This is a genomic window from Mycobacterium sp. B14F4 (assembly GCF_039871645.1).
In the GTDB taxonomy this organism is placed as follows: domain Bacteria; phylum Actinomycetota; class Actinomycetes; order Mycobacteriales; family Mycobacteriaceae; genus Mycobacterium.
This window is the reverse complement of sequence record NZ_JBDPMF010000003.1, coordinates 114,583-139,193: the sequence shown is the minus strand read 5'-3', so window position 1 is coordinate 139,193 and position 24,611 is coordinate 114,583. Positions and strand designations below refer to the sequence as shown.

Sequence of the window (24,611 nt, the reverse complement as noted above, 5' to 3'; positions counted from 1 at the left end):
GCAGGACCCCGCCGACCGGGTAAGTCGACCAAGGGGACGTAACCCGCTTAGTCTTGACAGCGTGCAGCTCCAAGGCCTCGTGGGTTACGTCCTCTTCGTTTTGCAGATCGTCGTGCTCGTGACGACCGTGTACGCGTTCGTCCACGCGGCGATTCAGCGTCCCGACGCCTACACCGCGGCCGACAAGCTGACCAAGCCGGTGTGGCTGGTGATCCTCGGCGTCGGCGGCCTGCTGGCGTTGGTGCTGGGCATCACCGGCACGGCGATCGCGGCCGTCGCCGCCGGCGTCTATCTGGTCGACGTCCGGCCGAAACTGCTGGAGATTCAGGGGAAGTCGCGGTAGTGCGCCGCCCCGTCACACTCGCCGTTGCGGCGATCGCCCTGATCGCACCCGGCGTCGCGAGCCCTGCCGCGTCCGCCGGTCCCGTCGCCCCGACGCCGCCGTACGTGGACCACGTTCAGTGGGCGAAGTGGGGCGACCTGTCGAGCCTGCGGGTCTTCCCGACGGCGGCAGGCAGGCAGGCGTCCGGGCTGGGCACGCCCGCGCAAGGCGAACAGGCCTGGGCCGAGGTGCTGACGCTGGCGCCGGACGCCGACATCCCCGGCATGAAACCGCAGTTCGTCTGCCACTGGGAGTTCGCCGAGCTCAGCGAGCCGGGCAAGCGCAGCTGGAACCTCGAACCGTGGCGGCCCGAGGTCTCCGAAGAGGAGTTGCTGCAGGCCGGCTGCAACCCCGGCGGCACCGAAGAACCCTTCTAGTGCCGGGTGCGTACCGCCGCGACGAGGTCGCGGCGCTCGTCGATCACACACTGCTCAAACCCGAGGCCACCGAGGCCGACGTCGTGCGCCTCGCCGAGGAGGCCGCCGCGCTCGGGGTGTTCGCGATCTGTGTGTCACCGTCGATGGTGCCGATCGCCGTGCGCGCGAGGTCGCAGGCCCAGAAGGTCTGCGCGGTGGCGGGATTCCCGTCGGGCAAACACCTTTCGGTGATCAAGGCCGAAGAGGCGCGGTTGGCGATCGAGGCGGGCGCCGACGAGATCGACATGGTGATCGACGTCGGTGCCGCACTGAGCGGCGACGCCGGCGCGATCCGCTCCGACGTCGCAGCGGTCCGCGCGGCGATCGGTCCGCGCAGCACCCTCAAGGTGATCGTCGAGTCGGCCGCGCTGCTGTTGCTCGGCGACGAGCACACCCTGTTGACCGCCTGCCGGGCCGCCGCCGACGGCGGCGCCGACTTCGTCAAGACCTCCACCGGCTTCCACCCCGCAGGCGGTGCCTCCGTGCGAGCCGTCGAGCTGATGGCGACCGTCGGACCGCGGGTCAAGGCCAGCGGCGGGATCCGCACGGCGGCGGATGCTGTCGTGATGCTCGACGCGGGAGCCACCCGGCTCGGCCTCTCCGGCACCCGCGCGGTGCTCGACGGGCTGGCCGTCCAGCCCGATTGACGCCAGACATAAAATTTGCTGTGAGAAGTGTCCACTCCGGTGCAAGCGCAGTTAGGATCGCCCTCATGACTGAACAAAGCGGTTTGCTTCGTCGCGTGCTGGCCATGGCCGGCGTGGCCGCAATTCTCGCGATGGGCGCCTTCACCGCGGCCTGCTCGAGCGATGAGGGGGAGGCCCCCGAGACGACGACCACGACGACCGCCACGACGACCACACAGGCACCGGCGGCGCCCACCGAGAAGGCGCCGCGGATCGATCCCAATCAGCCGAACCCCTTCTCGCCGACGGTGCTGGCGCCGCCGGCGCCGACGGCCACCCCCGGCCATCGCTGACATAGCGCACCGGGTCACCGCGCTGGCCGCGGCGGTCGTCCTGTTCGCGGCGTCGAACGTGGTCGCCGCGTGCGCCCCGCGGAGCGCGCCGACCATCGGCGGGCCGATCGCCGCGCTGCTCGCCGACTCCACCGAACTCGGCCCGTCACGGTCGGCCGACGCGCAACTGACGGTGACGCTGCCCGCTGTCGCGCGTCCGGCGACGCTGCTCGGCTGGGCAGAGGACCAGGGATTGCGGGTGCGCTGGCGGCCCGGCGACGGGTGGGCGGTCGTCGAGGGACGTGCGGCCGACCTCGCGCGCGCGTTCGCGGTCCCGGTGCATGACTACCGCGGGCCGAGGGGGCAGGTGTTCTATGCGGCGGCCGGGCAACCGACGGTGCCCTCGGCGTTGCGGGATGCCGTCACCGGGCTGGGCCGGATTCTGGGCTACACCCCGCACCGCATCAAGGGACCGGGCTTCCGGCCGCTGGACGTGCCGAAGGGCGGGCTGACGCCCGACGGACTCCTGTCGGCGTACAACGCGACGCCGCTCGCCGACGACGGGTTCACCGGCAAGGGCGCCACGATCGTGTTCTTCGCGTTCGACAGTGCCGATCAGGAGGACCTCGACCTCTTCGCCGACACCTCCGGACTGCCGCGCTTCACACCGGTCCTCGTCGGGGGGAAGCCGAGTGAGTCGCACGGTGAGACGGCGATGGATCTGCAAGTGGCCCATGCCATTGCACCCGACGCGCGGCTGGTTGTGGTGAATGCCCGGCCGACGGTCGAGGGCGACGGCGCGTACGAGAAGATCGGCCGGCTGTTCGAGGCGGTCGACCGGCAGTTCCCCGGCGCGGTGTGGAGCCTGTCGATCGGGTGGGGCTGCGAGGACTTCGTCACCGCCGCCGACCTCGCCCCGGTGCGGGCGGCGCTGGCGGCCGCGCAGCGACGCGGCACGTCGGCGTTCGACGCCAGCGGGGACACGGGAGGCCTGGAGTGCAAGGGCGGCGACCAGTGGTCGGCGCCGCCGGGACCCGACGACGTCGGCCTCGACGCGGTTGCGTCCCTACCCGAGATGACGTCCGTCGGCGGCACCTCGCTGTCGACCGGTCCGCGCGGCCAGTGGCTCTCCGAGCATCCCTGGGTGGATTCGCCGCTGTCGCAGGGCACCAGCGGCGGGGTGTCGGCGCTGTTCGAGCGCCCGAAGTGGCAGGACCGGTTGACCGTCGGTCGCGACACCGAACGACGGCGGCTGACCCCCGACGTCGCCGCGGTCGCCGACCCCTTCACCGGGGTGCGGTTCATCTACGGCCAGCGCGAGGTGATCGGTGGCGGGACGTCGCAGTCGGCGCCGATCTGGGCGGCGCTGACCGTCCTGATGAACCAGTACCTGGTGGCCAACGGCGGCCGGCCGCTGGGGGACGTCAATCCGCTCCTCTACCGCGTCGCCGCCGGCGCCAATCTGCCCGGTTTCCGCGACGTGCGCGTCGGGGGCAACGCCGTCGACGTCTCGCAACCCGGATACGACCTCGTGACGGGCCTGGGCACGCCGAACGCCTACCACCTGGCCCGTAATCTGCTCGACCTGCAGACGGGGTCAGCGCCGCGGTGACGAGTGTGCTCTTCCCGCATCTGTCGCGGGGGTCTCGCCGGCCGTTCGGCGCGGCACTGGGCGTCCTGGCCGTCGCGCTGGCCGCCTTCGCGTTGTTGCGGTGGCAGGCGGCGTTGATCACAGTCGGCGCAACCGGGCTGTCGCTGGTGTTCCTGCTGTATCTGTCCGAGGCGAAGGTCTCGCGCAGCATGCCGATGCGAAGTCTGCTGACGACCGCGGCGCTGGCGGTCGGACTCGGCGTCGGCTGGGCGCTGATGACCGGTGCGGTGGTCGCCGAGTCCCACGACGTCGCGCTCGGCCAGGGGGAGACGTCCGGCCAGAAATTGGTGACCGGCCTGGGCATCCCCGTCGGCAGCGCGGTGCTGATGCTCGTCCCGGCGGTGGTGGTGCGGCTGCAGCGCCCGTCGACCCGAGATCCTCTGGACGGCTACGCCGTCGGTGCGCTGGGCGCGGTGCTGTTCACCGCCGCGGCGACCCTGACCCGGTTGGCGCCGCAGTACGCGACGGGCATCACGGCCGAAGACCCGTCGGTCGGCACGCTGCTGGTGCAGGCGGGTATCCAGGGTGTGACGCTGCCGCTGACCGCGGCGGCCCTCGGCGGGCTGGTGGGCCTCGCGCTGTGGCGCGGCGGTCGGCGGTTGATCGTCGCGAGTGTCGTTGTGACGCTTGGGTTGTACGGCGTGATGGGGTTGATCGAGGCGTTGCCGGTGCTGCACCACCTGCAGCTCGGCGTGCACGTCGCGATCGCGGTGGTGGCGCTGCTGGCGTTGCGCCGCGGGATGCGGACGGCCGTACCGCGCGAGCCGACGCAAGCCCGCGCCGCCCGGGTGCTGACGGCGTTCGGCGCCGCGATGGCGGCGGCGGTCGCGGCGGGTGTGACGGCGGCTGCCCTCGCCACGCCGGTCGAGGCGAGGTTCGTGTGCCCGCCGGACTGTGGGCGTCCACCGATCGGTGAGCCGATCGAGTCCAACCCGCGCTTCTACGCCGCCGACGGAGCGTTCTCGGTCCAATACCCCGGCCCGGGAAGCGCTTACGAGGCGACGCTGGAACCCGACGGCGTCGAGTTGGACTTCGTCGGCGGCGACACCGGGACACTGCGACTGTTCGGGTTGCCCGCCGAGGGCCGCAGCCCCGAGGAGATCGCCGAGGACCTGATCGCAGAGCACTATCCCGACGCCACGACCGAATACGAGATCCCCAACGCGCTCGTCGGTTACCACCCGGGCTACGGCGTCGTCGCCGACGACTACCCGCAGGACGCGAACGGCACGTTCACCCGGCTGCGGTTGATCGTCATGGTGGCCGTCAACAACGACTACGCCCTGGTGGCCGGGGCGGTGGGCCCGTACCACGAGTTCAGCCGCGACTTCGGCACGGGCCACCCGTCGGGAGCCAACCTTCAGCTCGCCATGGACATGGGCAAGTACGTCAACAGTTTCCGGTGGCCGTCACCGACGAGCTGAGGGCTCAGAGCCCTGCGAAGCAGGCGTCCTGCTGGCCCTTCGGGATTTCGGCGTTCTGCGCCGAGAACCGGCTTTGCACACCGGTGTCGGTGACCTCCACGGAGTCGGCCTTGATGCCCATCGGGAAGCCGTTGGTCAACTGCGACGTGAACGCATCGAGCGCGGGCTGCACGGTCTCGCGCGGCAGGCTGAAGCCGAGGCCGGTCAACTCGGTCACCTGCAGCGAGATGCCGCCGTCGACGACGGTCGGCTGGGCCGTGATGCTGCCGAGCGGGCCTTCCAACTCGACCGTGCCGTCCGACGGATTGGTGCTGACCCCGCTGACGAACGCGCCGACGAGCGGGATGGAGTCGGAGACGGTCTGGCTGATGCCCTCCGTCGTCCAGGAGATGTCGGCGACCAGTGAGCCGATCGTCCCGCTCGAGTCGGCGGTGTCCTCGAGGCGGACGTCCTCGACGAAGATGTCGACCTTCATCCCCTTGGCCTCGCGGATCTGGTTGCCCGCGGTCTCGATGTGGATGTTGGTGTAGTGGCCCGACATGTGCTGGATCAGAAACGGCGGCATGACGCCGAACGACGCCTTGGCCTCGTCCTGCACCACGCAGGACACCGAGCGGGCGACGATGCTGTCGGCCCGGCTGCGGGCGTAGAGCTCACCACCGAGCACGCCGGCCAGCGCCAGTGCCATGACGATGACCACGACCAGCACGATCGAAAGCGGGTCGCGGAACAGGTTCGCCAACTTCGAACCGGATGACGGCCGCTCGGGTGGCGCGGGCGGAGCCGACTGGGGCGGCGGACCCGCCTGGGTGCCGGGGGGGCCCGCCTGCTGGCCGGGATAACCCGGCTGCGGCGCCTGGGTCGGCGGCGGCTGGTTCGGGCGAGCCCAGGGATCGGTCATCCCCGCGATTCTGCCTTACCCAGACGGGTGAACTCCGCGCGGTTGTGCATCACCGCGATCGTCTCGCGGAGTTTCCGCCCGGCGTCGAGGTCGAGGTCGGCGATCAACAACTGCGGGTCGGCCCCCGCCGAGCACACCACCTCGCCGACCGGCGAGGCGACCAGGCTGCCGCCCACGCCGGTCGGTCCGACGGCGGCCACCTTCTCGTCGGTGGGATGGCCCTGGTCGACGGCGGCGACGTAGCCGGTCGTGTCGATGGCGCGGGCCCGGGCCAGCAGCGTCCACTGGTCGAGCTTGCCGGGGCCGCTGCCCCACGACGCGTGCACGGTGATCAGTTGCGCGCCGCGTTCGGCCAACTCGACGTACAACTCGGGGAAGCGGACGTCGTAGCACAGGGTCAGGCCCACCTTGACCCCGTCGACCTCGATCAGCACCGGTTCGTGGCCGGGTGCGACGGTGTCGGACTCGGCGAAGCCGAACGCGTCGTACAGGTGGATCTTGTCGTAGTGCGCGTCGACCCCGGGCCCGGTGGCGACCAGCGTGTTGGTGACGCGCCCACCCTCGGCGGGGGTGAACATGCCCGCGACGACGACGATCCCGGCGCGGTCGGCGATGGCCCGCACACCGCAGGCCCACGGCCCGTCGAGGGGTTCCGCGACCGGGGCCAGCGGCACCCCGAACCGGCACATCGTCGCCTCGGGGAACAGCACCAGGCCCGCGCCCGCGTCGGCGGCGCGGCGGGTGTACTCGTCGACCGTCGCGAGGTTGGCCGAAGGGTCTGTCCCGCTGAGGATCTGCGCCAGCGCAATCCGCATCGGCCCAGCCTACGGGTAGTCTCGGCGTGCTGTTACGGACCCCAGGCGACCCGATCGGCCTTGGCCGCCTTGTTGCCCAGCTTCCCGGAGCGGACCTGCGCGGCCAGGCTGTCGAGGATCACCCGTGAGCTCATCAGCGCGGTCTGCTCGGCCCAGTCGTACGGCGGAGAGCACTCGACGACCTCGATGCCGGCCAGGCCGGGTTCGGAGACCATCTTGATGAGGTTGAGGGCCTCGCGCGGCAGCAGACCTCCGGGTTCGGGCCAGCCCGTGCCCGGGACGAACCCGGCGTCGATGACGTCGATGTCGAAGGACAGGTACACCGCCTTGGCGTCCTTCCACGCGATCTCGAGTGCCATCTCGGCGATCTTCTCGACGCCGACGCGCTCCACGTCGCCGACGGTGATCACCGTCGACTTGCGCTCGCGGCCGACCTTCACGCCCGCCCGCGGCGCCTGCCAGCCGCCGATGCCGATCTGCACCAGGTTGGTGGCGGGTGCGTTGCGGATGTTGGTCGCGTGGAACCACGGCGTGGTGTGCATGCGCTCGTCGAGGTCGGTTTCCTGCGTGTCGACGTGCCGGTCGAAGTGGATGATGCCGACGTTGCCGTCCATGTACGGGGCCAGCCCGCGCACGGTGGGGAAGCCGATCGAGTGGTCGCCGCCGAGCACGACCGGCATCACGCCCTTGCTCGCGACGTGCGCCATGGCCTGGCTGATCTGGTCGAAGGACTTCTCCAGGTTGCCCGGGATCGTGAACACGTCGCCGATGTCGACCATGTTGAGCTGCTCGCGGAGGTCGACGCCGGACTCGTAGTTGTAGGTGCCGAACAGGTTCGTCGAGCGGCGGATGCCCTGCGGGCCGAACCGGGTGCCGGGCCGGTAGGTCGCGCCCGCGTCCAGCGGCACCCCGAAGATCGCCACCTCCGCGTCGTCGACCTGGTTGACGTCCTCGACGAACGGACACTTCAGGAACGTGCCGCGTTCACCGGCGAAGTGCGGCAGTTCGCCGCGCACGAACGTCGAGATGCGGCGGTCGTTGATGGTCGGCGCGGCCTCCAGCCCGAAGGCCAGGCTGCGTTCGATCTCCTCGCGTTCGCGTCGTTCCGGGATGCGGGCCTCGGCCTGCTGCGCCCAGGCGCCTTCGGCGTTGAGGGGTCGGTTCTGCTCGGTCACGGGTGCTCCTAAGCGCCGTCTTGTCGCTGACCGGGTACGACGCGCTCGTCCGGGGAGCCGCCGAGGCTCCTGGCGCTCATTCTTTGTGCCGACGGCAGAACGCGCCACCGGAATCGAAACAAACCGTTAACGCACGGCGCGGTCCGCCGTAACGGTCCGGCGTTTCGCTGATCGTCGACTCACATTCACGTGTGGGGCGCGTCTAGGGTTCCGCCGCGCAGCCGGTGTGCGGGCTGGTCCGAGAGACGCAGGCGGTCGCACCGTTGGGGCCGTTCCACGGCGGGAGAAAAGCCCGGGAGACTCCATCGCGCATAGGGAGCTCCATGATCCTTCTCGGTGTCGGCGTCAGCATCGCCGTGGTCGTCCTCGTCGGGTTCTACGTCTCCCGGCGGATCGAGGGCGACAGTTCGAACTTCCTGGTGGGCGGGCGCATGCTGCCGTTCTGGCTGGTCGGTGGTGCGCTGATGGGTTCGGCCGTCGACACCAACGCCACCCTCGGAAACACGGATCTGGCCTACGAATTCGGCTTCTGGGCCGGTGCGTCGCTGCCGCTCGGTCTCGCGCTGTGCCTGCTCATCACCGGAATCTTCTTCGCCAGGCCGATGAACCGCATGGGGCTGACGTCGTTTCCGGACTACTACCGGTTGCGGTTCGGTAGGCCGGTCGAGGTCGGCGCCTCGGTGCTGTTGGCCGTCGCGTTCTGCATGCTGGTCGCGGGCAACCTGGTGGCGGGCGGCTTCCTGTTCAACTACTTCCTCGGCATGCCGTACTGGCTGGGGGTGATGCTCATCGCGGCGCTCGCCGTGGCCTACACGGGCACGGGTGGCCTGATCGCCGACGCGTACACCGCGATCATCCAGATGGGCCTTATCCTCATCGGCGCGATCGGGCTGCTGATCTGGATAGCGTCCACCCACAGCCTCGAAATCGCCGACGGCACCGGCCCGTTCGCGCTCGGGCAGCTGTCCGATCCGGCGCAGGGTGCGGTGATCAACTGGGCGACACTGATCGCGCTGGGCATCGGTGACATCGTCGCGATCGACTTCATGCAGCGCGTGTTCGCGGCGAAGTCGCCGGACAGCGCCCGCCGCGCCTGCTTCGTCGCGGCCACCGGCACGGTCGCGATCTGCGTCCCCTTCGGCCTGGTGGTGCTGGCCGCCAAGGCTTTCATGCCCGAAGAGTTCGACGGCCCAGTGCTTTTCGTGCTGCTCGGTGAGTACGCGCCGACCGCGCTGACCGTGGTGGTGCTGTGCGGTCTGGTGGGCGCGTCGATGAGCACCGCCAACGGCGCGATCCTGGCGATCTCGAACGTCTGCGTACGCAATCTCGGCGGCATCCGCCGGGTGCACATCGCGGGCCGGCGCGACCCGCTGCTGCGGGCGACGCGGATCGCGATGGTCCCGATGACGCTGTTCTCCATCGCCTTTGCGATCTACGTCAAGCAGACCGGCATCCTGCTGACGCTCGCCTTCGACCTGCTGTTGGCGTGCCTGGCCGTACCCTTCATCCTCGGCCTGGTGTGGCGGCGGGGCGGGATGAGGGCCGCGATCGCCGCGATGGGGGTCGGCCTGATGGTGCGCCTGGTGCTGTTCGCGATGACACCGACGATCTACGGCATCGACAACACCATCCTCTACGTCGAGAACAACCTGATCACAAGCGCATTCGACGGGTGGCCGACCTTCATCGCATTCGCCGCCGCGATCCTCACCTACGTCTCGGTTTCGCTGATGACGCCGCCGGCCCACCTGCGCGGCCTCGACATCCAGGTCGCCAAGGACCTCGACGACGCGCTCGACGAGACCGCCGAGGCGATCGAGCACGGCGAGCCGGTGCTGGCGGGCAAGCCCGAACCGGTGTAGATCACACCGGCGCGACGGCGGACCACGGCACGGTCAGCACACCGTCACGCATCCGGCGGCGTGCGGGATCCACGGGAAAACCGTTGTGGTGCAGGAGTTCCAGCATCGCACGCCAGCGCACCCGCGGGCCGAAGACGCCGTGTCCGGCGACGCTGGCCCACGCTCGGTCGGCGGCGGTCAGCAGTGTGTGGATGGGCTGGCCCTCGACGTTGTGGTGGATCAGGACCTTGGGCAGCCGTTCGGCGAGATCGGACGGACGCTCGATGGCGAACGGGTCGCAGGCCAGGGTCAGGCTCACCGGTGCGGCCGCGTCGAGGAGCACCCAGCAGCAGCGACGGCCCAACTCGTCGCAGGTGCCGTCGACGATCAACCCGCCCGGTGCCAGGTGATGCTGCATCGTGGACCATGCGTCGGCGACCGCCTGCACCGGATACTGGCGCAGCACGTTGAACGCGCGCACCAGCACCGGTCGCATGCCCGCCAACTCGAAACCGCCGAGGCCGAACTCGACCGACCCGCCCCCGGCCGCGCGGGCGGTGCGCACGCGTTCGGGGTCGATTTCGAGGCCGACGACTCGAACATCGTTGCGCAGCAAGCGCAGTCGGGCGGCCAACTCCAAGGTGGTCACCGGCAGCGCGCCGTAGCCGAGGTCGATCACGAGCGGGTCGGCGGCGGACAGCAGGGCGGCCCGCACCCGTGCCGAGTGCGCCAGCCAACGGTCGCTGCGGCGCAACCGGTTGTAACCGGTGGTGCCGCGGGTCAACTGGCCGATGGGGCCGGTCATCATCCGAGTCTATGGCGCAGCGGCGGGATCGCTTCGACCCACGCCGTTCGGTGACGCCGGGTCAGCTGTTCTCGGTGATCCACACCGTGGTGAAGCGCTGCTCGTTGATCAGCAGCTCGGTCAGCTGACTGCCGATGAAGTTCTCGATCTTGCCGCCGACGAGCGGTACCCGCACCTCGACGACCGCGTGGAAGTCGAGTCGCGACTTCGCCCACTGTCCCATGGGGATCAGCTCGGCACTGCCGCTGAGCGTCGCCGGTGCGCCGACGATGGTCAGCGCGATGGTCGCCATCGCCTGGCCGTCCCGGATCGGCGACCACGCCTCTTCGCGCACAAGGCGCAGATCCCCACGGTGGAACTGCTGCACCACGCCGGGCAGCCGGCTGGAGTGCATCCGCTGCGTCGTGACGACGTCGATGCCGCCGTCGTCGTCGACGACCAGAGAATCCAGCGAGTAGTCGTCCGCGCCCGAGTCGAGCAGCCGTGACAGCCAGTACTGCTCATCCCTGAACGCCCGGTGGACCTGTTCGACGCTGCCCCCGTATTCGGTGGCCATGTCGAATGAACGCGGCATAGCTGGCCAGGCTACCGTTACCGCCCGTGGTCACTTCGCATATAGGGGGTGCAGCCGTCGAGGAGGCGGTGCCGCTCGCCCCGCTGACCACCCTGCGCGTCGGACCCGTTGCGCGACGGCTGATCACATGCGACACGACGCAGAAGGTGATCGACGTGGTTCGCGCCCTCGGACCCGAGGACGACTCCTTGGTGCTGGCCGGCGGTTCCAACGTCGTGCTGTCCGACACCCTGACCGATCTGACCGTCGTTCATCTGGTCAACACCGAGATCACCGTCGACGGCGACATCGTGCGCGCCGAGGCGGGTGCCGGGTGGGACGACGTCGTCGTGACGTCGCTGGCGCACGGCCTCGGCGGCCTGGAGTGCCTGTCCGGCATCCCGGGCTCGACCGGGGCGACACCGGTGCAGAACGTCGGCGCCTACGGGGCCGAGGTCGCCGACACCCTCCGGCGGGTGCGCCTGCTGGACCGTCGCACAGGTGAGGACCGCTGGGTCGCCCCGGAGGCGCTGCGGTTCGGCTACCGCACCAGCATCCTCAAGCACTCGACCGACGCGATCGTGCTCGAGGTCGAGTTCGTGCTGGACCCCGACGGGTGCAGCGCGCCGCTGCGCTACCGCGAGCTGGCCACCGCGCTGGGCGTCGAGCAGGGCGCGAACGCAGATCCGCTCGCCGTGCGCGAGGCCGTGCTGCGGCTGCGTGCAAGCAAGGGCATGGTGCTCGACGCGGACGACCACGACACCTGGAGCGTCGGCTCGTTCTTCACCAACCCCGTCGTCACCCCCGCCGTGTTCGAGCGAATCCGCGCCCAGCAGGGCGGGCCGGTGCCCCACTTCCCGACCACCGACGGGGTCAAGCTCGCGGCGGGCTGGCTCGTCGAGCACGCCGGCTTCGGCAAGGGCTATCCCGGTGACGGCGTCGCCGCGCGGCTGTCGACGAAACATGCGCTGGCGCTGACCAATCGCGGCGGGGCGACGACCGCCGACCTGATTTCCCTGGCCAGGACGGTACGGGACGGTGTGAGAACAAGATTCGGGATCGAACTCACACCCGAGCCTGCACTGGTGGGGTGTTCGCTGTAGGTACGCTGGGTCCACGTGAGCACCCCCCAGCCCTGGCCGTCGCTGAACCGGCGGCGCGCGCTGACGGCCCTGGCAGTCGGGGTCGTGGCGCCGGGTGCCCTGGCCGCGTGCATGAGCAAGTCGAATGACCCGTCCGCACCGGAGCGGGCGGCCCCCGACGCACCGTCGCTGCGCTTCGAGCCGGCGAATGCGGCCACCGACATCGTTCCGACGGCACCCGTCAAAGTCGAGGTCAGCGACGGCTGGTTCCAGCGGGTCCGGCTGACCAACCCCGACGGCAAGGTGATCGCGGGCGCGCTGAACCGTGACCGCACCGCGTTCCAGGTGACCGAGCCGCTGGGCTACGGCGTCGAGTACACCTGGGACGGCTCGGTTGTCGGCCCCGACGGCAAGGCGACCCCTGTCGCGGGCGGCTTCACCACCATCGACCCCAGCACGCAGGTCAGCGGCCGGTTCCAGCTGGCCGACGGGCAGGTCGTCGGCGTCGCCGCGCCGATCATCATCCAGTTCGACGCGTCGATCGCCGACAAGGCGTCGGTCGAGAAGGCGCTGACGGTCACCACCGAGCCCGCGGTCGAGGGCAGCTGGGCCTGGCTGCCCGACGAGGTCGGCGGGTCCCGCGTGCACTGGCGCACCCGTGAGTACTACCCGGCGGGCACCAAGGTGCACGTCGACGCCAAGCTTTACGGCGTCCCGTTCGGTGACGGCGCCTACGGCGCGCAGGACGCGACGCTGAGCTTCGAGATCGGCCGCCGCCAGGTGGTCAAGGCCGACGCGCCGTCGCACCGTCTCCGGGTCGAGGACGCCGCGGGCGCGACGATCATGGACTTTCCCTGCAGCTACGGCGAGGGCGACCTGGACCGCAACGTCACCCGCAGCGGCATCCACGTCGTCACCGAGAAGTACGAGGACTTCTACATGTCCAACCCGGCCGCCGGCTACTTCAACCTGCGCGAGCGGTGGTCGGTGCGCATCTCCAACAACGGGGAGTTCATCCACGCCAACCCCGCCAGCCTCGGCGCCCAGGGCAGCAGCAACGTCACCAACGGCTGCATCAACCTCTCGCTCGAGGACGCCGAGCAGTACTTCCACAGCGCGATGTACGGCGACCCGGTCGAGGTCACCGGCACCCGTATCCAGCTGTCCTACGCCGACGGCGACATCTGGGACTGGGCGGTGCCGTGGGGGGAGTGGACGGCGATGTCGGCGTTGAGCGAGGCGTCACCGGCCGGAATGCCGAGCACCGCGCCCGCCACGCCGTCGGACGCCCCGCAGCCGGTCAACGGTCCCGGCCGCTAGTGTGCGCTCAGATCGACGATCCGGCTCGATCCGGCGCGAATCGCGATCTGGCTGCACACCAGACGACTAGGTCTTGCGGTTGAACCGTGAGCCGCTCGCACCGCTGACCTGATCGCGCGGGCGGACCACGATCAGGTCGAGGTCGACGTGCGACGGCCGGCTCGCGACGAACCCGATCACCTCGGCGATGTCCTCGGCCACCAGCGGCGTCACGCCCTCGTAGACCTTGGCGGCGCGCTCCTCGTCGCCCTCGAACCGGTTCAGCGAGAAGTCCGTCTGCACCATTCCGGGCGCAACCTCGGTCAGCCGCACCGGCTTTCCGAACAACTCGCTGCGCAGCGTGCGGTGCAGCACACCCTGGGCGTGCTTGGCCGAGGTGTAGCCCCCGCCGTTGTCGTAGATCTCCACCGCGGCGATTGAGGTGACGGTGACGATCAGCCCGTCGCCGGAGTCGATCAGCTTGGGCAGCAGCGCGCGGGTCACCCGCAGCGTGCCCAGCACGTTCGCCTCCCACATCCAGCGCCAGTTGTCGATGTCGGCCTCGGCGATCGGCTCCAGCCCGCGGGCTCCGCCGGCGTTGTTGACCAGCACGTCGACGCGGTCCAGCGCGGCCGCCAGTGCGGAGACCGCCTCCTCCGAAGTGACGTCGGCAACGATCGCGGTGCCACCGATCTCGTCGGCGAGGGCCTCGACGAGCTCAGCCCGTCGGGCCACGCAGACGACGTGAAAGCCTTGCGCGGCAAGGGTTCTCGCGGTTGCTGCGCCGATGCCGGCGCTCGCGCCGGTCACCACCGCGACCCTGGCGTCGGTCTGGGGTGTCGTCATCTGCCCAACTTTAGTTGGCGTGCTAAGTTCACCTCATGTCGTCCGGCCAGGCTCTCTCGCGGCGTGCGTGTCGTTGTCGCGCACCCCGCCGCGCCTGACTGAACCCGGACTTTCGCTGTCCCGCTGAGTCGCCAGGTGTGGCCCCGACCCACCCGCCGACTTTCCCGCAAGGACACGCGATGCGCACCACACTTTCGACCAAGCCCGTCGTCCGCGACGTCGCGCACACGAAGCGCCCGCTACCGGCCAGGCACCACATAGTCGCGCCGTCGCTGAAGGGCCCCGACGCGGCCGCGGCGTCGGTGTTCGGCGCCGCCCGGCTGCGCGGACCGATCGCCCGCGACGTCATCGCCCGGGTCAGCGGGCTGAGCATCGCGACGGTCAACCGGCAGGTCACCGCCCTGCTGGACGCGGGTGTGCTCCGTGAACGCGCCGACCTGGCCGTCTCCGGCGCGATCGGCAGGCCCCGGGTGCCCGTCGAGGTGAATCACGAGCCCTTCCTGACCCTGGGCGTCCACATCGGCGCCCGCACCACCAGCATCGTGGCCACCGATCTGCTCGGCAGGACGCTCGACGTGGTCGAGACGCCCACGCCGCGCGGTGCGCAGGCCGCCGCGCTGGCCACGCTCGCGGGCAGCGCCCGCCGCTACCTGAGCCGTTGGCATCGCCGCCGCCCGCTGTGGGTCGGGGTCGCGGCCGGCGGCGTCGTCGACGGGGCGACCGGGTATCTCGACCATCCGCGGCTCGGCTGGTCCGATGCGCCGGTGGGCCCGGTGCTGGCCGAGGCGCTGGGCCTTCCGGTCTCGGTCGCCTCGCACGTCGACGCGATGGCCGGCGCGGAACTGCTGCTCGGCATGCATCGGCTGGCGCTGGCCGATCCGCTCCTCGCGTCCGCGCCGACCAGCCTCTACGTGTACGCCCGCGAAACCGTCGGCTACGCACTGTCGATCGGCGGCGGAGTGCACTCCCCGGCCAGCGGCCCCGGCACCATCGCCGCGCTGCCCGCGCACTCCGACCTGCTGGGCGGCACCGGTCAACTCGAGTCGACGGTCAGCGACGAAGCCGTGCTGATCGCCGCCCGCACGGCGCGCCTCATCCCCGCCGACGGCCCAGGTTCGACGATGCCGGCGATGCTCAAGATCGCCCGGCAGGGCGGCGAGCGGGCCAGGGACCTGCTGACCGAGCGCGCCCGCGTGCTCGGCGAGGCCGTCGCGCTGCTGCGCGACATGCTCAACCCCGACGACCTCGTCGTCGGCGGCCAGGCGTTCACCGAGTACCCGGAGGGCATGCCCGCCGTGCGGACCGCCTTCGCCCAGCGGTCGGTGATGCCCGCCCGCGCGATCCGGGTGACCGCGTTCGGCAACCGGGTGCAGGAGGCCGGCGCCGGCGCGGTGTCGCTCGGCGGCCTGTACGCCGACCCGCTCGGCGCCATGCGGCGCGCCAAGGCTCGCAGGCCCGAGGCCACTGCCTGATTGGCCGCTCGCGGCCGCCGCCTGATTGGCCGCCCGCGGCCACCGCCTGATCGGCCGCTCGCGGCCACCGCCTGATTGGCCGCCCGCGGCCACCGCCTGATCGGCCGCCGCCTGAGCGGCCAGTGCTGCGCGGGGGTGTAGACATGACTCTGTGCGCCTAGCAACGGATCCGTCCCGATCTGAAGCCGACGGTCTCCCGGTCCCCCGACGCGTTGCCGTGCTGTCGGTGCACACGTCACCGCTGGCCCAGCCCGGCACCGGCGACGCGGGGGGGATGAACGTCTACGTCCTGCAGACCGCGCTGCAGATGGCCCGGCGGGGCGTCGAGGTGGAGATCTTCACGCGGGCGACCTCGTCGTCCGACCAGCCGACCGTGCGGGTGGCGCCAGGGGTGCTGGTGCGCAACGTCGTCGCCGGTCCGTTCGAGGGGCTGGACAAATACGACCTACCCACCCAGCTGTGCGCCTTCACCGCCGGTGTGCTGCGCGCCGAGGCGACGCACGAACCCGGCTACTACGACATCGTGCACTCGCACTACTGGCTCTCGGGTCAGGTCGGCTGGCTGGCCCGCGACCGCTGGGCCGTGCCGCTGGTGCACACCGCCCACACGCTGGCCGCGGTCAAGAACGCCTCGCTCGCCGACGGCGACTCGCCCGAACCGGCGCTGCGCGCGGTGGGGGAGCAGCAGGTGGTCGACGAAGCCGACCGGATGATCGTCAACACCGAACACGAAGCGCACCAACTGGTTTCGCTGCACCATGCGGACCCGGCGCGCATCGACGTCGTGCATCCGGGTGTCGACCTGGACATGTTCCGTCCCGGTGACCGACGCGCCGCGCGTCAAGCGCTGGGACTCGACTTCGACGAGCAGATCGTGGCGTTCGTCGGGCGGATCCAGCCGCTGAAGGCGCCCGACGTCGCGCTGCGCGCCGCCGCCAAACTGCCCGGGGTGCGCGTGCTGGTCGCCGGCGGCCCGTCGGGCTCCGGACTGCAGGCGCCCGACGGGTTGGTTCGGCTGGCCGCCGATCTGGGTATGTCCGACCGGGTGACGTTCCTGCCGCCGCAGTCGCGCGAACAGTTGGTCGACGTGTACCGGGCCGCCGACCTGGTGGCGGTGCCCAGCTATTCGGAGTCGTTCGGCCTGGTCGCCGTCGAGGCGCAGGCGTGCGGCACACCGGTGGTCGCCGCAGCGGTCGGCGGGCTGCCGGTCGCGGTGCGCGACGGCGTCACCGGCACCCTGGTCGACGGCCACGACGACGGCGACTGGGCGCACGCCATCGGGGAGCTACTGGAACGCGCGACCGACGCCATGGGACCCGCCGCCGTGCGGCACGCCGCCGGGTTCTCCTGGTCGCACACCGTCGACGCGCTGCTGGCCGGCTACGGGCGCGCGATGGCCGATTACCGCTCGCGACAGCAACCGCGCGAGACCCGTCGCACCGGACGCCGGTTCACCAGGCGGCGTGGGGTGCGCGCGTGAGCGTGAGCAGTGCGGAGCAGGTCATCGTCGACGCCTGCAAGGAGAACGGGCTGGTCTGCACGCGCCACGAGGGCGCGCACGGCGGACTGCCGGGCATCATCGTCGAACTGCCCGGCGAGCGGCGGCTCAAGACCAACACGATCCTGTCCATCGGCGAGCATTCGGTGCGCATCGAGGCGTTCGTCTGCCGCAAGCCCGACGAGAACTTCGAGGGCGTGTACCGGTTCCTGCTCAAGCGCAACCGCAGGCTCTACGGCGTCGCCTACACCCTCGACAACGTCGGCGACATCTACCTCGTCGGCAGGATGTCGTTGGACTCGGTGACCCCCGACGAGGTCGACCGCTTGCTGGGGCAGATCCTCGAGGCCGTCGACGCCGACTTCAACACGTTGCTGGAGTTGGGTTTTCGCTCGTCCATCCAGAAAGAGTGGGAATGGCGTGTCTCGCGCGGTGAATCGCTGAAGAACCTGCAGGCCTTCGCGCACGTGATCAACGGGTGGGGTGGCGGGAAGAACGACGACGAGGACGAGCCGGACGCCGGGAAGAACGGATCGGCCTCGGGATAGTCTTTGAAGCCATGGGCTTCGATTCTGATGCGACGCTGATCCTGCTCCGCCACGGCGAGAGCGATTGGAATGAGAAGAACCTGTTCACCGGATGGGTCGACGTCGATCTCACCGACAAGGGCCGGGCGGAGGCGGCGCGCGCCGGCGAGTTGATCGCCGAACTCGACCGCCAGCCCGACGTGCTCTACACCTCGCTGCTGCGCCGCGCGATCACGACCGCGAACATCGCCCTGGACAAGGCCGACCGGCACTGGATTCCCGTGCACCGCGACTGGCGGCTCAACGAGCGGCACTACGGCGCGCTGCAGGGCCTCAACAAGGCCGAGACCAAGGATCGCTACGGCGAGGAGCAGTTCATGGCGTGGCGGCGCAGCTACGACACCCCGCCGCCGCCGATCGAGGCCGGCAGTGAGTTCAGCCAGGACTCCGACGTCCGTTACGCGGACATCCCGGGCGGCCCGCCGCTGACGGAGTGCCTCAAGGACGTGGTCGAGCGGTTCGTGCCGTACTACACCGAGACCATCGAGCCCGATCTGCGGGCAGGCAGGACCGTGCTGATCGCGGCGCATGGCAACTCGCTGCGTGCGCTGGTCAAGTACCTCGACGGGATGTCCGACGAGGACGTCGTCGGGCTCAACATCCCCACGGGCATCCCGCTGCGCTACGACCTCGACTCGAACCTCAAGCCCACCGTCGTGGGCGGCCTTTACCTCGACCCCGAGGCCGCAGCCGCAGGCGCGGCGGCCGTCGCCGCTCAAGGCGCGAAGTAGGCCGCTCGCCGTGCGGTTCGGCGAACACTGGGTTAACGACAGCCGAACACCTCCGATTGGCTGTGTGACTTGTCCCGAATTGGCCGCACGCTGCTGGGATGACGTTCACCGGATGCGTACGATTTTCGCGTGAGTGTGGTATCGGCATCGCTGCTCGCAGCGGTAGTCGCAGTACTCGCCCTGGTGATCGGTGTGGCACTCGGGGCGGGGCTGGCGCCGCGCCTGGCCGAGCGCAGGCGGCGGGCCGCCACGCAGCCCGGCCTCACCGTGTCGCAGATGTTCCAGCACATCGTCTCGCGCTCGCCCATGGGAATCGTGGTGGTCGACCTGTTCCGTGACGTCGTGTACTCCAACGACCGCGCCCGTGAGCTCGGGCTGGTCCGCGACCGACTGCTCGACGACCGGGCCTGGAAGGCCGCCGAGCGCACGCTGGCAACGGGTGAGCCCAGCGATGTCGACCTCCCGCCCGGCAAGCGCGTCAACCCCGGCCGGTCCGGGTCCCCCACAAGTGGGCGGTACCCCCAGTCGGTGCGCGGGCACGTGCGGCTGTTGACGACGCAGGACCGCCGGTTCGCCGTGGTCTACGTCGACGACCAGTCCGAGCACGCCCGGATGGAAGCCACCCGCCGCGACTTTGTTGCCAATGTCAGCCACGAGCTCAAGACCCCGGTCGGGGCGATGGGCCTGCTGGCCGAGGCGCTGCTCGCCTCCGCCGAGGACCCCGAGACCGTGCGCCGCTTCGCCGAGAAGATGGTCGACGAGTCGGTCCGGCTGGCCGACATGGTCGGCGAGCTCATCGAGTTGTCGCGGCTGCAGGGCGCCGAGCGGTTGCCCGACCTCGGGGCCGTCGACGTCGACACCGTGGTGGCCGAGGCGCTGTCGCGGTACAAGGTGGCCGCGGACAACGCCGACATCGCGATCACCACCGACGCCGCGTCGGGGTACCGCGTGCTCGGCGACCAGGCGCTGCTGGTCACCGCGATCGCGAACCTGGTATCCAACGCGATCGCCTACTCGCCGCACGGCTCGTCGGTGTCGATCAGCCGCAGGCGGCGCGGCGACAACATCGAGATCGCGGTCACCGACCGCGGTATCGGCATCGCCCGCGAGGACCAGGAGCGGGTGTTCGAGCGATTCTTCCGCGTCGACAAGGCGCGCTCCCGGGCCACCGGCGGCACCGGGCTGGGGTTGGCCATCGTCAAGCACGTCGCGGCCAACCACAACGGATCCATCCGGCTGTGGAGTCAGCCGGGAACGGGATCGACGTTCACACTGTCGATTCCGGCCTACCCCGAGCACGAGAGTGCCTCGGACGAACGAGAGGACACCCAAGACCGATGACCAGTGTGTTGATCGTGGAGGACGAGGAGTCCTTGGCCGATCCCCTGGCCTTTCTGCTCCGCAAGGAGGGCTTCGAGGCCACCGTGGTGGCCGACGGGCCGACGGCCCTGGCCGAGTTCGAGCGGGCGGGTGCCGACATCGTGCTGCTCGACCTGATGCTGCCCGGCATGAGCGGCACCGACGTGTGCAAGCAGTTACGTTTGCGCTCAAGCGTTCCGGTGATCATGGTGACCGCGCGCGACAGCGAGATCGACAAGGTGGTCGGGCTCGAGCTCGGCGCCGACGACTACGTCACCAAGCCGTACTCGGCGCGCGAGCTGATCGCCCGCATCCGGGCGGTGCTGCGCCGCGGCAACGACGGCGACGACAACGGCATCGGCGACGGTGTGCTGGAAGCCGGACCCGTCCGGATGGACGTCGAGCGGCATGTGGTATCGGTCAACGGCGAGCAGATCACGTTGCCGCTCAAGGAGTTCGACCTGCTCGAGTACCTGATGCGCAACAGCGGCCGGGTGCTGACCCGCGGCCAGCTCATCGACCGGGTCTGGGGTGCCGACTATGTCGGTGACACCAAAACCCTTGACGTACATGTGAAGCGGCTGCGCAGCAAGATCGAGGCCGACCCGGCCAACCCGGTGCACCTGGTCACCGTGCGCGGCCTCGGATACAAGCTCGAGGGCTGAGGCTCCTCTCGCACGTGAAACGGCCGCCTAGCCGGTGGTGCCGCCCATGATCTCGAAGACGTCAAAGGTGTTGACACCGGCGATGACTGACGGGTCGTTCTCGCCGATGGTGAGCACCTCGGCGCGGTCGGCGGCGCGCAGCACGCCCAGGCCCCACACCCCTTCGGGGTCGGCGACGGGTCCGTAGACGACCACACGGCCGTCGGCCAGCAGGCGCTGCCAGTACTCCATGTGCGCGGCCATCGCCTGCTGCTCGCCTTCCGTCATGGTCTGCGCGAAGTCCGCGCGCGGCGGGATCAGCCGGAAAAGGAAGAGGTTCACTCGGCAGCCCTGGTCGCGGGATGCACGGCGATGAGCCCTAACCCGCTGCGCCGCTTGCACATTGCGGCCAGCTCGGCATACGCCTTCTCGCCGAGCAGTTCGGTGAGCTCCGGCGCGTAGGACTCCCACACCTGTTTGGCGCCGACGTGCGCGTTCGGGTCGCCGGTGCAGTACCAGTGCAGGTCCAAACCGCCTTCGCCCCAGCCTCTCCGGTCGTATTCGGTGATCCACGTCTTGAGGATCTCCGAGCCGTCGGGCCGCTCCACCCACTCCTGGGTGCGCCGGATCGGCAGCTGCCAGCAGACCTCGGGCTTCATGGTCAGCGGCTCCACGCCGAGCTTGAGCGCCTTGCTGTGCAGCGCACACCCGATGCCGCCGGGAAAACCCGGTCGGTTGAGGAAGATGCACGCGCCCTTGTACTTTCGAGTCCGCAGGTTCGGCTTGTCGTCGTATTCGTCCATCTCGAGATAGCCCTTCTTGCCCAGGCCCTTCTCGCGGAACTGCCAGTCCTCGTCGGTGAGCGTCTTCGCCGCATCGTCGAGGCGGGCGATGTCATCCTTGTCGGACATGAACGCCCCGTGCGAGCAGCAACCGTCGTCCGGGCGGCCCTCCACGGTGCCCTTGCAGGCGGGCGTGCCGAACACGCATGTCCAGCGCGACAGCAGCCAGGTCAGGTCGGCGGCGATCAGGTGCTCGGGATTGTCGGGATCGTAGAACTCGACCCACTCACGAGCGAAATCGAGTTCGACCTCTCCTTGGTGCGATGCGCTCACAATTTCCAACGGTAGACCCATTAAGTTGGACGAGTGCGATTAGGCGTGCTCGACGTGGGCAGCAATACCGTTCACCTTCTGGTGGTGGACGCCCGTCGTGGTGGGCACCCGACGCCGATGAGTTCCACCAAGGCCTCGTTGCGGCTCGCGGAGGCCATCGACAGCAACGGCAAGCTGACCCGTAAGGGCGCCGACAAGCTGATCGGCACCATCGACGAATTCGCCAAGATCGCCACGAGTTCCGGGTGCGCCGAACTGATGGCGTTCGCCACGTCGGCGGTGCGCGACGCCAAGAACTCCGAAGAGCTGCTCGCCCGCGTGCTCGCCGAAACCGGGGTGGCTCTGCAGGTGCTCACCGGGGTCGACGAGTCGCGGCTGACGTTCCTGGCCGTGCGCCGCTGGTACGGGTGGAGCGCCGGTCGCATCATCAACATCGACATCGGCGGCGGTTCATTGGAACTGTCCAACGGCGTCGACGAGGAACCGGATGCTGCGCTGTCGCTGCCGCTGGGTGCGGGCCGGCTCACCCGGGAGTGGCTGCCCGACGATCCACCCGGCAGGCGGCGGGTAGCGATGTTGCGGGACTGGCTGGCCAACGAGCTCGCCGACGCAGGCGCGGAGATGCTCGAGGCGGGAAACCCGGACCTGGCGGTGGCGACGTCCAAGACGTTCCGCTCGCTTGCCCGGCTCACCGGCGCCGCGCCCTCCGGCGCGGGCCCGCGCGTGAAGAGGACACTGACAGCCACCGGCCTGCGGCAGCTCATAGCATTCATCTCTAGGATGACCGCGGCCGACCGCGCGGAATTGGAAGGAGTGAGTGCCGACCGGGCGCCACAGATCGTGGCCGGAGCATTGGTTGCCGAGGCGAGCATGAAGGCTCTCGCCATCGAGAGCGTGGACATCTGCCCCTGGGCGTTGCGGGAGGGGCTGATTCTGCGGAAACTCGACAGCGAAGCCGACGGGAGCGGCTTCGTCGGCGGTGCCGACAGCCCGATGATTGTCGGCGGTGCCGGCAATCCGGCCTCGGTGCAGGCGTCCGTACGCGATGCTCGACGATAGGTGACGAGGCGCAGAGGCAACACACGATGACAGGACCAGAAGACAGCACCAGCAACACGCGACCGATCTCGGTGGCGGAGTTGCTGGCGAAGAACGGCACGATCGGGGCCCCTCCGATCGGCGGCAGGCGCAGGCGCCGCCGCGGTGACACCGACTCGATCACCGTCGCCGAGTTGACGGGCGAGATCCCGGTCGTCCGCGACCACGACGCCGACGAACCCGCGACCGGGCGCACCGGCGCCACCGTCGTCGAGGAGCCCGTCGAGGCCGCCGAGCCATCCAACGGCGCCGTCGAGCACGTCGACGACGCCGAAACGGTCGATGAAGCCGAGCCCGCCGCGCCGGCCGTCGAGCCCGATGGCGCCGACGCCGGCTACGCCACCGGCTACGCCGACGAGGAAGCCGACGAGGAAGCCGACTACGCCGCCCACATCGAGGAGCGCGAGGCCCGCGATGTCGAGGAGGACCTCGACTTCTTCGCGCCACCGCGCCGGTCGAGCTACGCGCCGCGGCGCTTCGACGACGGTGCCGGCGACGCCACGGTGGGCGCCGAGCAGATGAGCCCCGACCCGCTCGACTGGGCCAATGCCGGCGACGACGAGGACGACGACGCCGATGCAGCCGTCGACCTCGCCGAACCGGACGACGACACCGACGAGCGCGAGAACCTGCCGTCGTACCTGCGCTCGTCGGACAGCGCGCTGTTCGGCGGCCCGACCGTCGCCGACGACATGGCCCGCCGCGGTACCGGCCCCGCTCCCGAGGACATCGACCTCGAAGACGACGCCGAGCGCGCGCCCGCCCATCCGATGTCCGCCGTCCTGCGCGGTGCGTGGGTCGTCGGCCAGTGCATCCTCGCGGTCGCGTTCGGCGCAGGCCTGTTCGTGGCGTTCGACCAGCTGTGGAACTGGAACAGCATCGTCGCGCTGGTGCTCGGGGTGCTGGTGATTCTCGGCCTGGTCGTCGGGGTGCGGGTGGTCCGCAAGACCGAGGACATCGCCAGCACGCTGATCGCCGTCGCCGTCGGCGCGCTGGTCACGTTCGGGCCGCTGGCGTTGATGAAGGCCTAGGCGCCCGAACTCCGTGCGCCCCGCCATCAAGGTCGGTCTGTCGACGGCCTCGGTCTATCCGTTGAGGACCGAGGCCGCTTTCGAGTACGCCGCCCGGTTGGGCTACGACGGCGTCGAGCTCATGGTGTGGGCGGAGACCGTCAGCCAGGACGTCGAGGCCATCGCCAACCTGTCCGAGCGCTACGACATGCCCGTGCTTTCGGTGCACGCGCCCTGCCTGCTGATCTCCCAGCGGGTGTGGGGCGCCAATCCGATCCCCAAACTCGAGCGCAGCGTGCGCGCCGCCGAGCAGCTGGGGGCCCAGACCGTCGTCGTGCATCCGCCTTTCCGGTGGCAGCGCCGTTACGCCGAGGGTTTCTCCGAGCAGGTCGCCGAGCTCGAGGCGGCCAGCGACGTGATGGTGGCGGTGGAGAACATGTTCCCGTTTCGCGCCGATCGGTTCTTCGGGGCGGGGCAGACGTCCATCGAGCGGATGCGCAAACGCGGCGGCAGGCCGGGGCCGGGGATCTCGGCGTTCGCGCCTTCCTACGACCCGCTGGACGGAAACCACGCCCACTACACGCTCGACCTGTCGCACACCGCGACCGCGGGCACCGACGCGGTCGACATGGCGCGCCGGATGGGCATCGAGGGTCCCGACGGGTTGGTGCACCTACATCTGTGCGACGGCAGCGGCGCCTCCACCGACGAACACCTGGTGCCCGGCCGCGGCACGCAGCCGACCGTCGAGGTGTGCGAGATGCTGGCCGCCAGCGACTTCGCCGGCCATGTGATCCTCGAGGTGACGACGTCGGGCGCGCGCACGGCGAGCGAACGCGAGGCGCTGCTGGTCGAGTCGTTGCAGTTCGCCCGCCAGCATCTGCTGCGATGAGCGCTTGCGCGAAGAGCCGACTACGCCGATGAGCGCTTGCGCGAAGAGCCGACTACG

At 70.1% G+C, this 24,611-nt stretch carries 26 protein-coding genes and 2 riboswitches; of the genes, 18 read left to right on the top strand and 8 right to left on the bottom strand.

Features of this window, described 5'->3' with window-relative positions; genetic code table 11:
- Positions 1–61: 61 nt before the first annotated feature.
- From ABGB19_RS10480 to ABGB19_RS10455, 6 genes are all read left to right on the top strand, one after another.
- A complete protein-coding gene (locus tag ABGB19_RS10480) occupies positions 62–343 on the top strand; it encodes a DUF2516 family protein (RefSeq protein ID WP_347685881.1) in 282 nt (93 codons plus the stop codon).
- Positions 343–759, top strand: coding sequence for a DUF2599 domain-containing protein (locus tag ABGB19_RS10475; protein WP_347685880.1), 417 nt, complete (start codon positions 343–345; stop codon positions 757–759). The genes ABGB19_RS10480 and ABGB19_RS10475 overlap by 1 nt, the downstream gene beginning before the upstream one ends.
- Positions 759–1,445, top strand: coding sequence for a deoxyribose-phosphate aldolase (gene deoC / locus ABGB19_RS10470; RefSeq protein WP_347685879.1), 687 nt, complete (start codon positions 759–761; stop codon positions 1,443–1,445). The genes ABGB19_RS10475 and deoC overlap by 1 nt, the downstream gene beginning before the upstream one ends.
- A 65-nt stretch (positions 1,446–1,510) precedes the next feature.
- The gene (locus ABGB19_RS10465) at positions 1,511–1,777 is read left to right on the top strand and encodes a hypothetical protein (protein ID WP_347685878.1); all 267 of its coding nucleotides are present in this window, start codon (positions 1,511–1,513) and stop codon (positions 1,775–1,777) included.
- 58 nt (positions 1,778–1,835) lie between these two features.
- Positions 1,836–3,368, top strand: coding sequence for a S53 family peptidase (locus tag ABGB19_RS10460; protein ID WP_347685877.1), 1,533 nt, complete (start codon positions 1,836–1,838; stop codon positions 3,366–3,368).
- Positions 3,365–4,831, top strand: coding sequence for a zinc ribbon domain-containing protein (locus ABGB19_RS10455; RefSeq protein ID WP_347685876.1), 1,467 nt, complete (start codon positions 3,365–3,367; stop codon positions 4,829–4,831). Before ABGB19_RS10460 ends, ABGB19_RS10455 begins: the two co-directional genes overlap by 4 nt.
- Before the next feature lie 4 nt (positions 4,832–4,835).
- Here the strand turns inward: ABGB19_RS10455 and ABGB19_RS10450 are convergent, their stop codons facing one another.
- Genes ABGB19_RS10450 through ABGB19_RS10440 form a run of 3 tightly spaced genes read right to left on the bottom strand, consistent with a single transcriptional unit; the run spans position 4,836 to position 7,722 of the window.
- A complete protein-coding gene (locus ABGB19_RS10450) occupies positions 4,836–5,732 on the bottom strand; it encodes a DUF2993 domain-containing protein (protein ID WP_347685875.1) in 897 nt (298 codons plus the stop codon).
- A complete protein-coding gene (locus ABGB19_RS10445) occupies positions 5,729–6,547 on the bottom strand; it encodes a carbon-nitrogen hydrolase family protein (protein WP_347685874.1) in 819 nt (272 codons plus the stop codon). The genes ABGB19_RS10450 and ABGB19_RS10445 overlap by 4 nt, the downstream gene beginning before the upstream one ends.
- Before the next feature lie 32 nt (positions 6,548–6,579).
- Entirely contained in the window at positions 6,580–7,722 is a 1,143-nt protein-coding gene (locus ABGB19_RS10440) for an agmatinase family protein (RefSeq protein WP_347685873.1), read from the bottom strand.
- A 9-nt stretch (positions 7,723–7,731) separates the two neighbouring features.
- A riboswitch (guanidine-III (ykkC-III) riboswitch) is annotated at positions 7,732–7,796 on the bottom strand.
- A gap of 117 nt (positions 7,797–7,913) precedes the next feature.
- Positions 7,914–8,023: riboswitch (guanidine-I (ykkC/yxkD leader) on the top strand.
- A gap of 22 nt (positions 8,024–8,045) precedes the next feature.
- Here ABGB19_RS10440 and ABGB19_RS10435 point away from each other — a divergent pair.
- Complete coding sequence (locus ABGB19_RS10435; RefSeq protein ID WP_347685872.1) at positions 8,046–9,584, top strand: sodium:solute symporter family protein; 1,539 nt, start codon at positions 8,046–8,048, stop codon at positions 9,582–9,584.
- A gap of 1 nt (position 9,585) precedes the next feature.
- On the opposite strand, the gene ABGB19_RS10430 is transcribed toward ABGB19_RS10435, so the two are convergent.
- Together ABGB19_RS10430 and ABGB19_RS10425 are read right to left on the bottom strand one after the other, a co-directional pair.
- Complete coding sequence (locus ABGB19_RS10430) at positions 9,586–10,368, bottom strand: class I SAM-dependent methyltransferase (RefSeq protein WP_347685871.1); 783 nt, start codon at positions 10,366–10,368, stop codon at positions 9,586–9,588.
- Positions 10,369–10,429: 61 nt separating this feature from the next.
- Positions 10,430–10,942, bottom strand: coding sequence for a DUF2505 domain-containing protein (locus ABGB19_RS10425; protein WP_347685870.1), 513 nt, complete (start codon positions 10,940–10,942; stop codon positions 10,430–10,432).
- Positions 10,943–10,968: 26 nt separating this feature from the next.
- On the opposite strand from ABGB19_RS10425, the gene ABGB19_RS10420 reads away from it, so the two are divergent.
- Positions 10,969–12,024, top strand: a complete 1,056-nt coding sequence (locus ABGB19_RS10420) for a UDP-N-acetylmuramate dehydrogenase (protein WP_347685869.1) — start codon at positions 10,969–10,971, stop codon at positions 12,022–12,024.
- Positions 12,025–12,039: 15 nt separating this feature from the next.
- The gene (locus ABGB19_RS10415; RefSeq protein WP_347685868.1) at positions 12,040–13,323 is read left to right on the top strand and encodes an Ig-like domain-containing protein; all 1,284 of its coding nucleotides are present in this window, start codon (positions 12,040–12,042) and stop codon (positions 13,321–13,323) included.
- Positions 13,324–13,389: 66 nt separating this feature from the next.
- Here the strand turns inward: ABGB19_RS10415 and ABGB19_RS10410 are convergent, their stop codons facing one another.
- A complete protein-coding gene (locus tag ABGB19_RS10410) occupies positions 13,390–14,148 on the bottom strand; it encodes an SDR family oxidoreductase (protein WP_347685867.1) in 759 nt (252 codons plus the stop codon).
- A 179-nt stretch (positions 14,149–14,327) separates the two neighbouring features.
- Between ABGB19_RS10410 and ABGB19_RS10405 the strand changes: the two genes are divergently transcribed.
- The 6 genes from ABGB19_RS10405 to regX all read left to right on the top strand — a co-directional run bounded on the left by ABGB19_RS10405 (position 14,328) and on the right by regX (position 20,460).
- Positions 14,328–15,620: an ROK family protein gene (locus tag ABGB19_RS10405; protein ID WP_347685866.1), complete on the top strand. Its 1,293-nt coding sequence runs from the start codon at positions 14,328–14,330 to the stop codon at positions 15,618–15,620.
- 151 nt (positions 15,621–15,771) lie between these two features.
- Positions 15,772–17,100, top strand: a complete 1,329-nt coding sequence (mshA, locus tag ABGB19_RS10400; protein WP_347685865.1) for a D-inositol-3-phosphate glycosyltransferase — start codon at positions 15,772–15,774, stop codon at positions 17,098–17,100.
- Between the two features lie 2 nt (positions 17,101–17,102).
- Positions 17,103–17,666 carry a YbjN domain-containing protein gene (locus tag ABGB19_RS10395; protein WP_347686226.1) on the top strand — a complete coding sequence of 188 codons (564 nt, stop codon included), beginning with the start codon at positions 17,103–17,105 and terminating at the stop codon, positions 17,664–17,666.
- A gap of 11 nt (positions 17,667–17,677) precedes the next feature.
- Complete coding sequence (locus tag ABGB19_RS10390) at positions 17,678–18,436, top strand: phosphoglyceromutase (protein WP_347685864.1); 759 nt, start codon at positions 17,678–17,680, stop codon at positions 18,434–18,436.
- 129 nt (positions 18,437–18,565) lie between these two features.
- Positions 18,566–19,777, top strand: coding sequence for an ATP-binding protein (locus tag ABGB19_RS10385; protein WP_347685863.1), 1,212 nt, complete (start codon positions 18,566–18,568; stop codon positions 19,775–19,777).
- Positions 19,774–20,460, top strand: coding sequence for a two-component sensory transduction protein RegX (gene regX, locus ABGB19_RS10380; RefSeq protein ID WP_347685862.1), 687 nt, complete (start codon positions 19,774–19,776; stop codon positions 20,458–20,460). Before ABGB19_RS10385 ends, regX begins: the two co-directional genes overlap by 4 nt.
- Positions 20,461–20,487: 27 nt before the next feature.
- On the opposite strand, the gene ABGB19_RS10375 is transcribed toward regX, so the two are convergent.
- Both ABGB19_RS10375 and ABGB19_RS10370 read right to left on the bottom strand, forming a co-directional pair.
- Positions 20,488–20,727, bottom strand: a complete 240-nt coding sequence (locus tag ABGB19_RS10375; protein WP_347686225.1) for a YciI family protein — start codon at positions 20,725–20,727, stop codon at positions 20,488–20,490.
- Positions 20,728–20,777: 50 nt separating this feature from the next.
- Positions 20,778–21,575, bottom strand: a complete 798-nt coding sequence (locus tag ABGB19_RS10370) for a hypothetical protein (RefSeq protein ID WP_347685861.1) — start codon at positions 21,573–21,575, stop codon at positions 20,778–20,780.
- A 12-nt stretch (positions 21,576–21,587) separates the two neighbouring features.
- On the opposite strand from ABGB19_RS10370, the gene ABGB19_RS10365 reads away from it, so the two are divergent.
- Genes ABGB19_RS10365 through ABGB19_RS10355 form a run of 3 tightly spaced genes read left to right on the top strand, consistent with a single transcriptional unit; the run spans position 21,588 to position 24,554 of the window.
- A complete protein-coding gene (locus ABGB19_RS10365; protein ID WP_347685860.1) occupies positions 21,588–22,613 on the top strand; it encodes a Ppx/GppA phosphatase family protein in 1,026 nt (341 codons plus the stop codon).
- Positions 22,614–22,639: 26 nt separating this feature from the next.
- Positions 22,640–23,683 (top strand): hypothetical protein, encoded by a 1,044-nt coding sequence (locus ABGB19_RS10360; RefSeq protein WP_347685859.1) that lies wholly within the window; start codon positions 22,640–22,642, stop codon positions 23,681–23,683.
- A 13-nt stretch (positions 23,684–23,696) separates the two neighbouring features.
- Complete coding sequence (locus ABGB19_RS10355) at positions 23,697–24,554, top strand: sugar phosphate isomerase/epimerase (protein ID WP_347685858.1); 858 nt, start codon at positions 23,697–23,699, stop codon at positions 24,552–24,554.
- The last annotated feature ends 57 nt before the right edge of the window (positions 24,555–24,611 follow it).

Coding starts and splice junctions, on each gene's coding strand:
- ABGB19_RS10430 (WP_347685871.1), bottom strand. CDS start 10,368: ATGACCGGCCCCATCGGCCAGTTGACCCGCGGCACCACCGGTTACAAC.
- ABGB19_RS10370 (WP_347685861.1), bottom strand. CDS start 21,575: ATGGGTCTACCGTTGGAAATTGTGAGCGCATCGCACCAAGGAGAGGTC.
- ABGB19_RS10375 (WP_347686225.1), bottom strand. CDS start 20,727: ATGACGGAAGGCGAGCAGCAGGCGATGGCCGCGCACATGGAGTACTGG.
- ABGB19_RS10425 (WP_347685870.1), bottom strand. CDS start 10,942: ATGCCGCGTTCATTCGACATGGCCACCGAATACGGGGGCAGCGTCGAA.
- ABGB19_RS10465 (WP_347685878.1), top strand. CDS start 1,511: ATGACTGAACAAAGCGGTTTGCTTCGTCGCGTGCTGGCCATGGCCGGC.
- ABGB19_RS10390 (WP_347685864.1), top strand. CDS start 17,678: ATGGGCTTCGATTCTGATGCGACGCTGATCCTGCTCCGCCACGGCGAG.
- ABGB19_RS10360 (WP_347685859.1), top strand. CDS start 22,640: ATGACAGGACCAGAAGACAGCACCAGCAACACGCGACCGATCTCGGTG.
- regX (WP_347685862.1), top strand. CDS start 19,774: ATGACCAGTGTGTTGATCGTGGAGGACGAGGAGTCCTTGGCCGATCCC.
- ABGB19_RS10435 (WP_347685872.1), top strand. CDS start 8,046: ATGATCCTTCTCGGTGTCGGCGTCAGCATCGCCGTGGTCGTCCTCGTC.
- ABGB19_RS10405 (WP_347685866.1), top strand. CDS start 14,328: ATGCGCACCACACTTTCGACCAAGCCCGTCGTCCGCGACGTCGCGCAC.
- ABGB19_RS10450 (WP_347685875.1), bottom strand. CDS start 5,732: ATGACCGATCCCTGGGCTCGCCCGAACCAGCCGCCGCCGACCCAGGCG.
- ABGB19_RS10445 (WP_347685874.1), bottom strand. CDS start 6,547: ATGCGGATTGCGCTGGCGCAGATCCTCAGCGGGACAGACCCTTCGGCC.
- ABGB19_RS10410 (WP_347685867.1), bottom strand. CDS start 14,148: ATGACGACACCCCAGACCGACGCCAGGGTCGCGGTGGTGACCGGCGCG.